Origin of the sequence: Vibrio pelagius, from assembly GCF_024347575.1 — a bacterium.
Lineage (GTDB): Bacteria > Pseudomonadota > Gammaproteobacteria > Enterobacterales > Vibrionaceae > Vibrio > Vibrio pelagius.
Genome location: NZ_AP025503.1, coordinates 2,020,252 through 2,033,589 on the forward strand (window position 1 = coordinate 2,020,252; position 13,338 = coordinate 2,033,589).

At 44.9% G+C, this 13,338-nt stretch carries 13 protein-coding genes, 1 riboswitch and 1 other annotated feature; of the genes, 4 read left to right on the forward strand and 9 right to left on the reverse strand.

The genetic code is table 11. The features are described from left to right. Window positions 1-190: 190 nt before the first annotated feature. The 4 genes from vsple_RS08725 (at window position 191) to vsple_RS08740 (ending at window position 3,453) form a co-directional block, all read left to right on the forward strand. On the forward strand, window positions 191-685 hold the full coding sequence (locus vsple_RS08725; RefSeq protein WP_032552110.1) for a peptidylprolyl isomerase: 495 nt from the start codon (window positions 191-193) through the stop codon (window positions 683-685). An 80-nt stretch (window positions 686-765) separates the two neighbouring features. Continuing rightward, window positions 766-1,509 (forward strand): UDP-2,3-diacylglucosamine diphosphatase, encoded by a 744-nt coding sequence (gene lpxH, locus vsple_RS08730; protein WP_261881769.1) that lies wholly within the window; start codon window positions 766-768, stop codon window positions 1,507-1,509. Between the two features lie 116 nt (window positions 1,510-1,625). Further along, window positions 1,626-2,843, forward strand: a complete 1,218-nt coding sequence (locus vsple_RS08735; RefSeq protein WP_261881770.1) for an EAL and HDOD domain-containing protein — start codon at window positions 1,626-1,628, stop codon at window positions 2,841-2,843. 100 nt (window positions 2,844-2,943) lie between these two features. Next, on the forward strand, window positions 2,944-3,453 hold the full coding sequence (locus vsple_RS08740) for a YchJ family protein (RefSeq protein ID WP_261881771.1): 510 nt from the start codon (window positions 2,944-2,946) through the stop codon (window positions 3,451-3,453). Window positions 3,454-3,624: 171 nt separating this feature from the next. Here vsple_RS08740 and hisIE read toward each other — a convergent pair whose 3' ends face one another. The 9 genes from hisIE to vsple_RS08785 all read right to left on the reverse strand — a co-directional run bounded on the left by hisIE (window position 3,625) and on the right by vsple_RS08785 (window position 12,832). Beyond that, window positions 3,625-4,260, reverse strand: a complete 636-nt coding sequence (gene hisIE / locus vsple_RS08745) for a bifunctional phosphoribosyl-AMP cyclohydrolase/phosphoribosyl-ATP diphosphatase HisIE (RefSeq protein ID WP_255230447.1) — start codon at window positions 4,258-4,260, stop codon at window positions 3,625-3,627. Next, on the reverse strand, window positions 4,257-5,030 hold the full coding sequence (hisF, locus tag vsple_RS08750) for an imidazole glycerol phosphate synthase subunit HisF (RefSeq protein ID WP_261881772.1): 774 nt from the start codon (window positions 5,028-5,030) through the stop codon (window positions 4,257-4,259). Before hisF ends, hisIE begins: the two co-directional genes overlap by 4 nt. After that, a complete protein-coding gene (hisA, locus tag vsple_RS08755) occupies window positions 5,012-5,749 on the reverse strand; it encodes a 1-(5-phosphoribosyl)-5-[(5-phosphoribosylamino)methylideneamino]imidazole-4-carboxamide isomerase (protein WP_032552104.1) in 738 nt (245 codons plus the stop codon). Before hisA ends, hisF begins: the two co-directional genes overlap by 19 nt. A gap of 44 nt (window positions 5,750-5,793) precedes the next feature. After that, entirely contained in the window at window positions 5,794-6,408 is a 615-nt protein-coding gene (gene hisH / locus vsple_RS08760; protein ID WP_255230446.1) for an imidazole glycerol phosphate synthase subunit HisH, read from the reverse strand. Between the two features lie 9 nt (window positions 6,409-6,417). Then, complete coding sequence (gene hisB, locus vsple_RS08765) at window positions 6,418-7,506, reverse strand: bifunctional histidinol-phosphatase/imidazoleglycerol-phosphate dehydratase HisB (protein ID WP_032552102.1); 1,089 nt, start codon at window positions 7,504-7,506, stop codon at window positions 6,418-6,420. Window positions 7,507-7,597: 91 nt separating this feature from the next. Next, window positions 7,598-8,638, reverse strand: a complete 1,041-nt coding sequence (gene hisC / locus vsple_RS08770) for a histidinol-phosphate transaminase (protein WP_261881773.1) — start codon at window positions 8,636-8,638, stop codon at window positions 7,598-7,600. A gap of 22 nt (window positions 8,639-8,660) precedes the next feature. Beyond that, window positions 8,661-9,965 carry a histidinol dehydrogenase gene (gene hisD, locus vsple_RS08775; protein ID WP_261883157.1) on the reverse strand — a complete coding sequence of 435 codons (1,305 nt, stop codon included), beginning with the start codon at window positions 9,963-9,965 and terminating at the stop codon, window positions 8,661-8,663. Beyond that, the gene (gene hisG / locus vsple_RS08780; protein ID WP_255230443.1) at window positions 9,965-10,861 is read right to left on the reverse strand and encodes an ATP phosphoribosyltransferase; all 897 of its coding nucleotides are present in this window, start codon (window positions 10,859-10,861) and stop codon (window positions 9,965-9,967) included. The genes hisD and hisG overlap by 1 nt, the downstream gene beginning before the upstream one ends. A 53-nt stretch (window positions 10,862-10,914) precedes the next feature. Then, window positions 10,915-11,052 (reverse strand) — a sequence feature (His leader region). 187 nt (window positions 11,053-11,239) lie between these two features. Next, the gene (locus vsple_RS08785) at window positions 11,240-12,832 is read right to left on the reverse strand and encodes a Na+/H+ antiporter NhaC family protein (RefSeq protein WP_261881774.1); all 1,593 of its coding nucleotides are present in this window, start codon (window positions 12,830-12,832) and stop codon (window positions 11,240-11,242) included. A gap of 115 nt (window positions 12,833-12,947) precedes the next feature. Next, window positions 12,948-13,125: riboswitch (Lysine riboswitch) on the reverse strand. Window positions 13,126-13,338 lie beyond the last annotated feature (213 nt).

The window sequence follows — 13,338 nt, forward strand, 5'->3', positions numbered from 1 at the left end:
ATCTCTATCTATATTGTGGATGAATCGAAATAAGACTCGCAGTATAACAAGTCATTAGTTATTAGGTAATACCTTTCACCGTCGAATCAACTAAACTCCTTGTTATCCATTGATGATTTCGTGTTTTGAAACTCAATCAAACTAGGCTAGAATCGCTTTTCATATTAAAAAAGACAGTAAGGTAACAATCATGATCATCCTTCACACAAATTTTGGTGACATCAAAGTTCAACTAAACGAAGAAAAAGCACCAGAAACAAGCGCAAACTTCCTACAGTATTGCCGTGACGGTTTCTACGACAACACACTATTCCACCGTGTTATCGATGGTTTCATGATTCAAGGCGGCGGCATGACTTCTGGCCTTAAAGAGAAAGCAACTCGCGCGACAATCAAGAACGAAGCAAATAACGGCCTAAGCAACAAAGTCGGTACGTTAGCAATGGCTCGTACAATGGAACCGCACTCTGCAAGCTCTCAGTTCTTCATCAACGTTAACGACAACAAATTCCTAGATTTCCGTAGCGAAAGCCTAGATGGTTGGGGTTACTGTGTATTCGCTGAAGTAGTTGAAGGCATGGACGTAGTAAACCAAATTAAAGGTGTTAGCACTGGCTCTATGGGTATGCACCAAGACGTACCACTAGAAGAAGTGATCATCACTGGTACAACAATCGAAGCTTAATTTAGCCTTCGATTCGTATTCACCATTGATACATCAATAATTAGGACAAGGGAGCACTCGCTCCCTTTTTTTAAAACTGTATGAAAACATATTTTATTTCAGACCTGCACCTTACCCCTTCTCGACCAGACATAACCGAGTGTTTTTTAACGTTCATGAAGAATGAAGCTGTAGAAGCCGATGCACTCTATGTGTTGGGAGACCTGTTTGAGTTTTGGATTGGAGATGATGATACCAGCGACTTTGCACAATCGATTCGTCAGGCGTTTGTCGACTTGGTTGCTCACGGTGTACCTTGCTACTTTACTCAGGGTAATCGCGACTTTTTAGTCGGCAAGCGTTTCGCCAAGCAAACAGGTGTACAACTTCTCGAAGAAGTCGAAGTGATAGATATTTATGGTCAAAAAGCGGTGGTTCTCCACGGCGACACACTTTGCACTGAGGATGTTAAATACCTCGCATTCAGAGAAAAAGTCCACCAGCCTTGGTTACAATGGATATTCAACCGAATTCCCTTCTTCATTAAAAAGAAGATTGTTGCCAAAGTGCAGTCAGATATCAAAGACGACAAACAGACGAAGTCACTCGATATCATGGATGTCACCCAATCCGAAGTCGAGAAAGTAATGAAAGATAATCAGGTAGACCTGATGATTCATGGCCACACTCACCGCCCGAATGTACATCGCTTTGAAAACGCTGATAATCAAGTTCAGACTCGAGTTGTGCTAGGTGATTGGTATACGCAAGGTTCTGTTTTGGTAATGAAACCAGATGGATTTGAGCTGCAATCGAGACAGTTTAGCAACCGATTTCATACATAATCTTATTATTTCATAAGCTTTACCATGATGGGTTGTACTTTCTATGATTGTGTATGGTAATTTCCTCAGAATTAGATATCATCACACTATCAAAACTAAACCGAACGCAATACTAAGTGAAATATTCATACGTAGCACGCCAGCCAATACTTGATATTGATAAAAAAACCTTAGGTTACGAGTTACTTTTTAGAGACGGCCCTAAGAATACCTTTCCAGAGGTCGAGCCTGAGCTTGCTACCAGTCGCTTACTGTCAGACCATTTTTTGTCTACCCACTACAATACGTTAGGGGATAAATTAGGTTTTGTTAATTTCCCATATACCAGCTTAATCAACCTTGTACCAACACTCTTTCCAAAAGAGAGTTTGGTCGTTGAGGTTCTTGAAGACTGTGAGCCGACAGATGAGCTGTTAGAAGCAATCAAAACCATCTATGACGCGGGCTATACCATCGCTTTGGATGACTTCGTACCGACCAAAGCGTGGAAGCGTTTTCTCCCTTACGTCTCAATCATTAAGTTTGATATCCGACTTGTCCCTATTGAGAAAGCTTCGATGTTCATGAGCACAATGCGCGATCTTGACATTAAATTTCTCGCTGAAAAAGTCGAAACACACGAAGAGTACGAACAAGCGAAAGCGGCCGGTTTCAGTTACTTCCAAGGTTACTTTTTTAGTAAACCTGAGATGATTCAAACGCGCGCATTGAACCCTGCATTTTTAACCACAATTCAATTGTGCAAAGAGATCGCTAATGAGCCGATCGATTTCAATGAGGTCGAACGTCTGATTACTTTAGATGTTACCTTGTCTTATAAGTTATTGACTTACGTTAACTCTGCCGGCAGTGCTGCGACAACCATTCGCTCCTTCCGACAAGCGCTGGTGTATCTAGGTGAACAAAAGCTGCGTAAGTTCGTCTCTTTAGTCGCGATAGCATCAGCTAAAGAAGATAAACCTGATTCGCTATACGGCTTGGCTGTCATTCGAGCTCGACAATGTGAGTTACTGATCGATAAGATGCGTGTTAAAGAAGAGCCTGGACAAGCTTTTCTAACCGGAATGTTTTCTCTTCTCGATTCCCTGCTCGACCAGCCTCTACAAGAAGTGCTGAATGCAGTTCCGATTGATGAGGAGATCAAGCAGGCGCTGATAAATCGCAAAGGCGTGCTTGGCGCGGTACTCGCTATGGTTGTTGCCTATGAACAAGCTCGCTGGGATGAAGCGACCCGCATTTGTAAATTATTAAAGCTAACAGAAGATCAACTAGGTCAAACTTATGACGAAGCAACTCAATGGGCACAAGAGCTGCTATCGCCAGCAACGACATAAGGGTATATCACCTCATTGAGTTTTGTTAAACTAACAACAATGTTCATGTAGACAAGATTAATGGCCTCTTCGTAGAGGCCATTTTTATAGGATAAGATAAATGTCTCAATGCCCTTGCGGTAGCAAACAGAGCTACGCTATGTGCTGTGAAGTAGCGCATAAAGACCATCACAATGTTGTAACCCCAGAACAGCTGATGCGTTCGCGATACAGCGCTCATGTACTCGGCTTAGTCGATTATGTAGTCCAAACCTACCACCCTAGTTGTAATGCTGAAGCACAACGTGAAGGCATTGCCGAATCTATTAACAGCGATTGGGCTGGACTTGAAGTGGTTAATGCGCAGCCGGGCGCTAATAGTGAGGAAGGTTTCGTTGAGTTTAAAGCTTATTTCAATGAGGAAGGTGCGCAGTATTGCATGCATGAACGCTCGCGCTTCGTTCGAGAAAATGGCCTTTGGTTCTATATCGATGGTGAGTTTCCAGAACAGAAGCAATCTGAGCCGGCGATTGACTCTCGCCTCAACCAAACCGTAGAAAGCTTTAAGATTGGCCGTAACGACCCGTGTATTTGCGGCAGTGGTAAGAAGTACAAGAAGTGCTGTGGCTAATACCTAGAAAAAGTGATTAGATTGCTGAAAGAGATTCCTGATGTCGCTTAGGCTCCTCGGAATAAAAAGATTTAACCACTTATAAAGCTAAGTAATAGACTAGAAACTTAAAAGCCCCGTAAACATTATGTTTAAGGGGCTTTTGTTTAGTTCGATATGTCAAACCATCGATTATTTATGACGTTCTTTTAGCTTGTTGACTACGTCATTCATCGATAGACCTTGATCTTGAAGCAGAACCATTAGGTGGTAAATCAAATCCGCCGATTCACAAACTAACTCCGCCTTATCGCCCGACGTCGCCGCAAGCGCGACTTCAACGCCCTCTTCGCCCACTTTTTGCGAAATACGCTTGGTGCCACGGGCATATAGGCTGGCAGTATAAGAAGATTCAGGGTCTGCGTCCTTGCGGGCAGCCAATAGCTGCTCAAGTTGATGAAGCCACACCATCTGTGTCTCTTCTTGCGGGTCCACATCCCAACAAGTGGTATTTCCAAGGTGGCAAGTTGGACCGATTGGGTTCACTTTGACTAACAAGGTATCGTTGTCGCAATCCAGTGACATGTTCACCAGTTGTAGAACATTGCCTGACGTCTCACCTTTAGTCCACAGACGCTCTTTCGTACGTGAGAAGAAGGTCACCTGACCCGTTTCACCCGTTTTAGCCAGAGCGTCTTGGTTCATGTAACCCATCATTAGCACTTGGCTTGACTGAAAATCTTGTACGATTGCAGGAACGAGACCGTCCACCTTATCCCAATTGATACGTTCAGCCAGCGTATTTACTTCCGTCGCTGCGAAACTCATAGACGCACCTCTACACCTTGTTGTTTTAGATATTGCTTCAGTTCACCAATATTGATGACTTGCTTGTGGAATACAGAAGCGGCAAGCGCTCCATCCACGTTGGTTCTGTTGTACGCTTCTGCAAAGTGCTCCATGGCACCAGCGCCACCCGACGCAATCAGCGGTACCTTACACACTTCACGAACCATATTCAGCTGCTCTAAATCGTAACCGTTGCGCACGCCGTCTTGGTTCATCATGTTAAGTACGATTTCACCTGCGCCACGCTTCTGCACTTCCTGCACCCAATCTTTGGTTTCCCACTGAGTTGCTTTAGTACGTGCTTCGTCGCCCGTGAATTGATAAACCTGGTACTTACCGGTTTCTTTATCGTAGTAAGAATCGATACCCACGACGATACATTGAACACCAAACTTATCGGCTAAGTCGGTAATCAGTTGTGGGTTCGCCAATGCAGGAGAGTTAATCGATACTTTGTCTGCACCAAACTCAAGAATGCGTGCTGCATCTTCTGCTGATTTGATCCCACCAGCAACACAGAAAGGAATATCAATCACTTCTGCTACACGCTTTACCCAACTTTTGTCGACGACACGCCCATCACTCGATGCAGTAATATCGTAAAAAACCAGTTCATCTGCACCCTCTTCCGCATAACGCTGTGCTAGAGGAACAATGTCTCCAATGATCTCGTGGTTACGGAATTGAACGCCTTTTACTACTTGTCCATCACGAACGTCTAAACAAGGGATTATTCGCTTTGCCAGCATGCAAACGCCTCCTCTGCAGTGAACTTGCCATCAAGAAGTGCGCGGCCAACAATGACGCCAGCGACTCCACTGCCTTTAAGAGCTTCGATATCAGCTAGACTGCCAATACCACCTGATGATTGGAACTGAACTTGTGGGTACTGTTTACAAAGATCAACATAAAGCTCAACGTTAGAACCTTCCAGCGTACCGTCACGTGATATATCAGTGCACAGAACGTGTTTCAAACCGACCGTCAGGTAGTCTTCAATCAGTGCTTCAATCGTTACACCTGAATCTTCTTGCCAGCCCGAAATCGCGACTTTACGAGTGCCGTTTTCATCAATGTTGATATCCAAAGCAAGTACGATTTTTTCGGCACCATACTTTTCCATCCAACCTTTAACAAGTTCAGGCTGTTTTACTGCTGTTGAGCCAACAACCACGCGTTGAGCACCAGCTTCCAGTAGATCGACAACGTCTTGTTCATTACGTACACCACCGCCAATCTGGATGTTGGCCGGTGTGCTAGCCAACAACTTAGCAATCAGGTCAAGTTGGCGTGCGGTTGTGTCTTTAGCGCCTGTAAGATCAACAAGGTGAAGCCAGTTAGCACCCGCTTGGTGATACAGATTGAACTGTTCTGCTGGATCAACTTTGTATTCTGTTACTTGGCCGTAGTCGCCTTGGAATAAGCGAACAACTTGGCCTTCAATTAAATCTAATGCGGGAATAATCATTTACATTCCTTTTATGGCAGCGTTAGACACTGCCTAATCCTTTATTACAATTCCAAGAAATTCTGAATCAGTTTAGAGCCTGCTTTTGAAGAACGCTCTGGGTGGAACTGAACACCGTAATAGTTACCGCTTTGAACCGCTGCGGTAAATGGGTTTCCATATTCGCACTGTGCGATGGTGTAATCACCAACCGGCATTGCAAAGCTGTGTACGAAGTAGAAGTACTCACCCTCTTCGATGCCTTTAAACAGTGGATGTTCCGGCGTTGATTTCACTGTATTCCAGCCCATGTGGGGAAGCGGTAAATCACCAGTATTCATTAGGCGAACTTCACCGTCACATAGACCTAGACACTCGACTAGCTCATCGGCTTTTTGGCCTTTCTCTTGCGAAAGTTTACCTAGCAACTGCATACCCAAACAGATACCAAGCAGTGGCTTTTCAACCTGTTTAACCAGAGAAATTAGATCGCGCTCAGCAAGGTTTTTCATCGCTTCACTTGCGGTGCCCACGCCCGGCAAAAACAGTTTATCTGCAGCCAGAACGACAGCAGGATCTTTCGAGATCTCTACGGCATAACCAAGGCGTTCAATGGCAAACTTTACCGACGAAACATTGGCACAACCAGTATCGATGATGACAACTTTCTGCTCTTTCATGTTCATTCCTTACAGTACGCCTTTGCTGCTCGGTAACTCGTTGCCTTCAACTTTAATCGCTTGGCGTAGAGTACGACCGAATGCTTTAAACAAGCTTTCAATGATGTGGTGATCGTTATCACCTGCTGAAGATAGGTGAAGCGTACACGCTAATGTATCGGTTAGTGAGCGGAAAAAGTGAACCACCATCTCAGTCGAAAGATCGCCTACTTGCTCACGGCTGAACTTCGCATCGAACTTTAGGTACGGACGACCGGATAGGTCTAACGCACACTGTGCCAGACACTCATCCATTGGTAGGCTAAAGCCAAATCGACCAATGCCACGCTTGTCACCCAGTGCATCTTTTAGAGCCTGACCAAGAGCCAGTGCTGTGTCTTCGACTGTGTGGTGATCATCAATGTGCAGGTCACCTTTCACCGAAAGGTTCATTTGGAAACCGCCGTGTGTCGCGATTTGATCCAGCATGTGGTCGAAGAAACCCATCCCTGTATCAATCTTATTACCGCCTGTCTCATCGAGATTTACAGCAACCTTAATGTCCGTCTCTTTGGTTGTACGAACCACTTCTGCAACACGCGCTTTTACCGTTAAATCTTTTAGGATTTGTGGCCAGTTCATCATACCTTCGGCATTAGGATCTGGATTGTACTGAATGCCACGAATAGCCATGTTTTCAGCTAACTGCAGGTCAGTCACACGGTCACCAATCACAACAGAATTTTGAAAATCGACTTTGCCCGCTTGTAGGTACTCTTTTACCAAACCTAGTTTTGGCTTGCGGCAAGAGCAGTTGTCTTCATCAAAGTGAGGGCAAATCAATACATCGTCAAACTTCACACCTTGAGATTCGAAAAACTCCATCATCATGTTGTGTGGCGCATCGAAGTCTTCTTGAGGGTAACTGTCCGTGCCAAGCCCATCTTGGTTAGTCACCATCACTAAGCGATAACCAGCATCTTGCAGCGCAAGTAAACTAGGAATCACTAACGGTTCAAACTTAAGTTTGTCTAAACGGTCGACTTGAAAATCGACAGGCGGCTCTACGATCAGAGTACCGTCACGGTCGATAAATAGAATTTTCTGTTGTTTACTCACTGGAACTTCCTTTTAATTTTAAATCTTGTCGCTTAGACAATAACATCTAAGCCAAATCAATCTGTTTACTTCGCGTAATCAATCGCTGTTTCTATTGGTAAAAGTTTCGAATAAAACCAAGTGTCTTTTCGCACTCTTCTCGATTACCAACGCTGATACGAACACAATCTTCGATCGGCGAATTACGTAAAATGATGCCGTTGTCCCACGCCGCTTTAAACAGTGCATCACCGTCAGGGAATTTAACGAGCAAGTAGTTACCCCAACCATCGAACACCGTCAGTTGTGGCATCCCCATTAAGCCAGCCTGTAGGTAAGCACGGTTTGCATTAAGGTCAAGCACTTGGAACTTCGCACGAGCTAGCCCTTCTTGAGAAAGCGCTTGAGTGGCAATCTCTGCTACTGGAACTGGTACTGGGTAAGGTGCGATAACTTTAAGAAGCACATCAATCAACTCTTTATTCGCTAGCGTGAAGCCGCAGCGCAAACCAGCCAGAGCAAACGCCTTAGAGAGCGTTCTTAAGATCGCAAGGTTTGGATACTGATCCAAAAGATCCACCGTCGAGGCTTCTGGGCAAAAGTCGATGTATGCTTCATCCATCACTACAATCGCTTTGTCTTGCGTCATTTCCAGCAGCTTAATGATGTCTTTACGATTAACCAGATTACCTGTTGGATTGTTTGGACTACATACAAATACAACTTTAACGTTATCAAGCTGCGCTTCGATCGCTGGGAGATCGAGTTGCCAATCGGTGGTTAACGGAACAACCTTTCGCTCAACACCGATAGTTTCCGCGCTAATCGCGTACATTCCATAGGTTGGTGGACAGTAAAGGATTGCATCTTCACCCGGCTCACAGAAAGCGCGAATCAGTAGCTCAATACCTTCGTCCGCACCACGAGTTGTGATGGTCTGTTCAGCGTTAACACCCGCGTATTGAGCGTACGCCTCAATCATCTCTTTTGGTTGACACTCACTATAACGATTTAGACGCGCAAGATTCAGCGTATATTCGTTATCAAATGGAGACTCATTGGCATTAAGCCACACATCGCCAGAACCACCGATTCGTCGTGCTGACAAATAAGGCGTTAGGGCTTGAACTTGTTTTCTTGCTAGCTTTTCCATGAACAACTTACTCTTTTTAATTCTATGCTTCAGCACGATTGAGTTTTTCAACTCGGATGGTTACGGCACGTTTGTGTGCATCAAGTCCTTCTGCTTCAGCCATGGTAACAACCGTTGGCGCGAGACCTTTCAAGCCATCTGCTGATAGCTCTTGAACGGTCATTCTCTTGGAGAAATCTGCCAAACCTAAGCTAGAGTAGGTTTTGGTATAACCATAAGTTGGAAGAACGTGGTTGGTACCCGATGCATAATCACCCGCTGATTCTGGTGACCAATCACCTAAGAAAATTGAACCTGCATTATCAAGCAGAGGCAGAAGTTCGCGCGGGCTCTTAGTCTGTACAATTAAGTGCTCAGGGCCGTAGAAGTTAGAAATTGCGACCGCTTGCGTAATCGATTCTGCAATAATGATTAGGCTCGATGCCAACGCCTGTTGCGCGATGTCCGCACGAGACAATTCTTTGAGTTGCTTCTGAACCGCTTCCGTTACTTGGTCTGCAATCACTGGTGATGGCGTTACTAATACCACTTGAGAGTCGGGGCCGTGTTCAGCTTGGCTCAACAAGTCCGCAGCAATGAAGTCGGCATCTGCTGTTTCGTCTGCGATAACAAGTACTTCAGAAGGACCTGCAGGCATATCAATCGCTGCACCACGGAAATCGTTACTCACTTGACGCTTCGCCTCGGTAACGTAAGCATTGCCAGGGCCAAATATTTTATCGACTTTGGACACGGTTTCAGTACCGTAAGCCATCGCGGCAACAGCCTGGCCGCCACCCACATTGTACACTTCATCAATTTTACAAAGCTTCGCTACGTACAGAATCTCGTCGGCAATCGGTGGTGGTGAACAAAGCACCACTTTACGACAACCTGCGATCTGAGCCGGAACACCAAGCATTAGAACCGTTGAGGGAAGCGGAGCACTACCACCCGGAATGTAAAGACCAACCGTATTGATAGCGCGAGTCACCTGCTCACATACAACGCCAGGTTGAGTCTCGACCTTAATAGGTTGCGGTTTTTGCGCTTCGTGAAACTTGGCAATGTTGCTGTAAGCTTGCTCTAGCGCTTGCTTCATTTCTGCTGTTAGACGAGCACTCGCTTGTTCAATCTCATCCGCTGAAACGCGGATCGATTTTGGCGTTACTCGATCAAACTTTTCAGTCAGTTCAGTCAGAGCAGCATCGCCCTCACTTCGCACTTTAGCGATAACTTCAGAAACAGCCGCGGTGATGTTTGCGCCCTCACTAATCGCAGGACGCTCTAGTACAGAATCTTGCTGAGATTCACTTAAAGATTGCCAAACAACGGTTCTCATGCGAATTACCCCATCATTTTTTCGATTGGTAATACTAGGATTGAACTCGCACCTAGCTCTTTTAGTTGTTCCATCGTTTCCCAGAATAAGTTTTCTGTACTTACTAGGTGAACTGCAACTTTATCTTTGTCCGTTGAAAGAGGCAGAACCGTTGGATCTTCAGCACCTGGTAGCAGCGCTTTGATTTGCTCAAGTTGAGAAGTTGGAGCGTGTAGCATGATGTACTTTGACTCTTTCGCTTGTTGAACACCCTGCATACGCGTCAGTAGCTTTTCAATCAGTGCTGTTTTGTCTGCGTCGAATTCACCAGTACGTTGAATCAGAGTCGCTTTAGATTGGAAAATGATTTCGGCTTCTTTTAGACCGTTCGCTTCTAGTGTTGCGCCTGTCGAAACTAGGTCAGCAATCGCATCGGCTAGTCCAGCACGAGGAGCCACTTCCACAGAGCCAGTCAGCATACAAGTGCTGAAATCAACACCTTGCTCGTCCATGTAAGCTTTTAGAAGCTGAGGGTAAGTTGTCGCGATACGCTTGCCCGCTAAGTCTTGCGGCCCGTTGTACTTTTCGTCTTTATTGATTGCGATAGATAAACGGCAGCCACCGAAATCAAGACGACGCAATGTTTGGAACTCCGCAGGCTCTTTAAGAGCGAGGCGATCGAGACGAACTTCTTCCAGTTCATTTTCACCGATGAAGCCAAGGTCAACAACACCGTCCATGATCAAACCTGGGATGTCATCATCACGAACCAATAATAGGTCGATTGGCATATTTAGTGAGTGTACAACTAGGCGCTCACCCATGATGTTGAATTTAACACCACATTTTTTTAGTAGGTCTTGGCACTCTTTACTTAGGCGACCTTTCTTTTGAATTGCGATTCTTAGGCGTTGTGTCTGCATTGCTGTATCCCTGTGCAAATATTTGAATTTATTAAATAATTTAAAGTGCTAAAACGAAAAAACCCTCGGAAGACTCTGTCATCCCGAGGGTTTAAATCTAAATTCTTTATGACTTAACCTCCGGGAGTAAACTTGCTCCCGGGTACGCGTATATCTCCCCGAAAGACTAGATAGGGTGATGATGGTGATGAATGTTCATTACTAATTTACGCATACTTATCAGCTCTTATGTTGTTTGCTGTCTTGTATCCACACTAACTAAGCTGGTGGTCTTTTTCAACCATTAATTCGAACTTTTTTCACTATTTTTAAAATTAATTTAACGCCAATTAAAAAGGGAAGCCGTGGCTTCCCTCTTAAGTGTTGTTATTTCACTGATTAGCTCTTACACGTTGCCATTTTACAACGCGAGAAGTAACCCAGTGCGAAGCACACACCAACGAATGTCAATGCTGCTGCTGAGAATGAGAGTGCTACAGAAGCCGTCATACCCAAAACGATGAAGCCTACACACGATACTAGAGCCACAGACAGTGCGTAAGGAAGCTGTGTTGCTACGTGGTCGATGTGGTTACAACGCGCACCAGTTGAAGAGAGAATCGTTGTGTCAGAGATCGGAGAACAGTGGTCACCAAATACTGAACCTGCCAGTACCGCACTTAACATTGGCAGCATAAGTGCAAGATCTGTCGCGCCAGCCATATCACCTGCAATTGGTAGCATAATACCGAAAGTACCCCATGATGTACCAGTAGAGAACGCCATTAGACCAGCAAGTAGGAATAGAATAACCGGTAGCCAATGGTAATCAATGTTGCCCGTCGCTAGTGAAGATAGGTAGGTACCTGTTTTCATGTCGCCAATAACAGAACCGATTGTCCATGCGAATACAAGGATCAGGATTGCGCCAAACATTGAGCGAGCACCAATCCACATAGTACGAACAATTTCCGCCACAGGCAGTTTTTGCTTAACCACAGTTGCTAAGGCAACAATTAGACCTAAGATACCACCGTAGACAAGAGACTTACCGACATCTGTGTTTTCAAACGCACCCAGTAGGTTGAACGCTTGGCCGTCAGCTGCCAGTGCTGCGCCGCCGGTGTATAGCATCGCTGCTACTGTCGCCACGATAAGAGATACGATAGGCATGATCAGATCAGACACAGAACCGTTTTGGCTCTCTTCAATGTCTAGCTCTTCATTTAGATCGTGAGCTTGTTGGCTGTCGTTGTCGCCTTCAAAGCCACGGCCTTGAGATGCTTCAATTTCGTGGTCACGCATTTTGCCTACGTCAAGACCAAACCACGCCACTGCAAATACCATAAGTAGTGCAAACACAGCGTAGAAGTTCATTGGGATAAGACGGATGTATGCGCCCAGTGCCGAGTACTCGGTCATACCATGAGTCACTAGAATGCCACCGATGATAGTCATGATGTATGCACCCCAGCTAGATGCCGGCATGATCACACACATTGGAGCAGCTGTTGAATCTAGAATATAAGCAAGCTTAGCGCGAGATACATAGAAACGGTCTGTTACAGGACGAGAGATCGCACCAACGGCTAGGCTGTTGAAGTAATCATCAACAAAGATGAATACACCCAAGAATGCAGCTAATAGTTTAGAACCACGTTTGCTTTTAACACGAGACTGTGCCCATTCAGCAAACGCACGAGTACCACCAGATAGCGTTAGCAACGCCGTCATCATACCTAATAAAAGAAGGAACCCGACAATACTCATGTTCCATGTGTTGATACCGCCGTCTTCAATGAAAACACCCGATACCTTAGTAACAACATAGTTCGCGGCATTACCAACTGAATAATCAGCCAGTAAAATAGCCCCCATTACAATACCGATACCAAGAGAAACTAAAACGCGACGAGTCACAATAGCGAGACTCAATGCCACAAGCGGCGGCAGCAATGATAAAGGTGATGTTGCAAAATCTATTAAATTCATGATCTTCAAAAACCAGTTTATTTTTATTTGGCTAGAGATCTACTGCAGACAAACTCGGTACAGACGACCAAGTTCATGTTGAACTAAGCGAAAGGGAAGTGAACACTTCACCCAACCCTACAGTAGCGCTCCATAGTTTAAAATTAAGACTATGGCAGTGTTGTACCTATTTAGCACAACCCCAGCAAATTGCTTAGATATACAATTTACTTCGGCAATTACACCTTTCGCTCTCATTCATTGGCATCACCCCAATGAGAGTTACTTTTTGCAATTGCGCCTCTACGTGCGATAACACTTTTAACTATTGTTCGTTTGATTTAACAACAATTTAACCAGCACATCGCATCAGGTAGCCGCAATTGTACTCAACAAAAGAGACAATGCAACATATCACTCCGATAAAACTAACTTTTTTGTTAGTAAAGTAATCAAGATGCTCACAACATCGCCACACCTACTCCACTAGTCACATATCACATTTATAGACTACCACTAGACATATT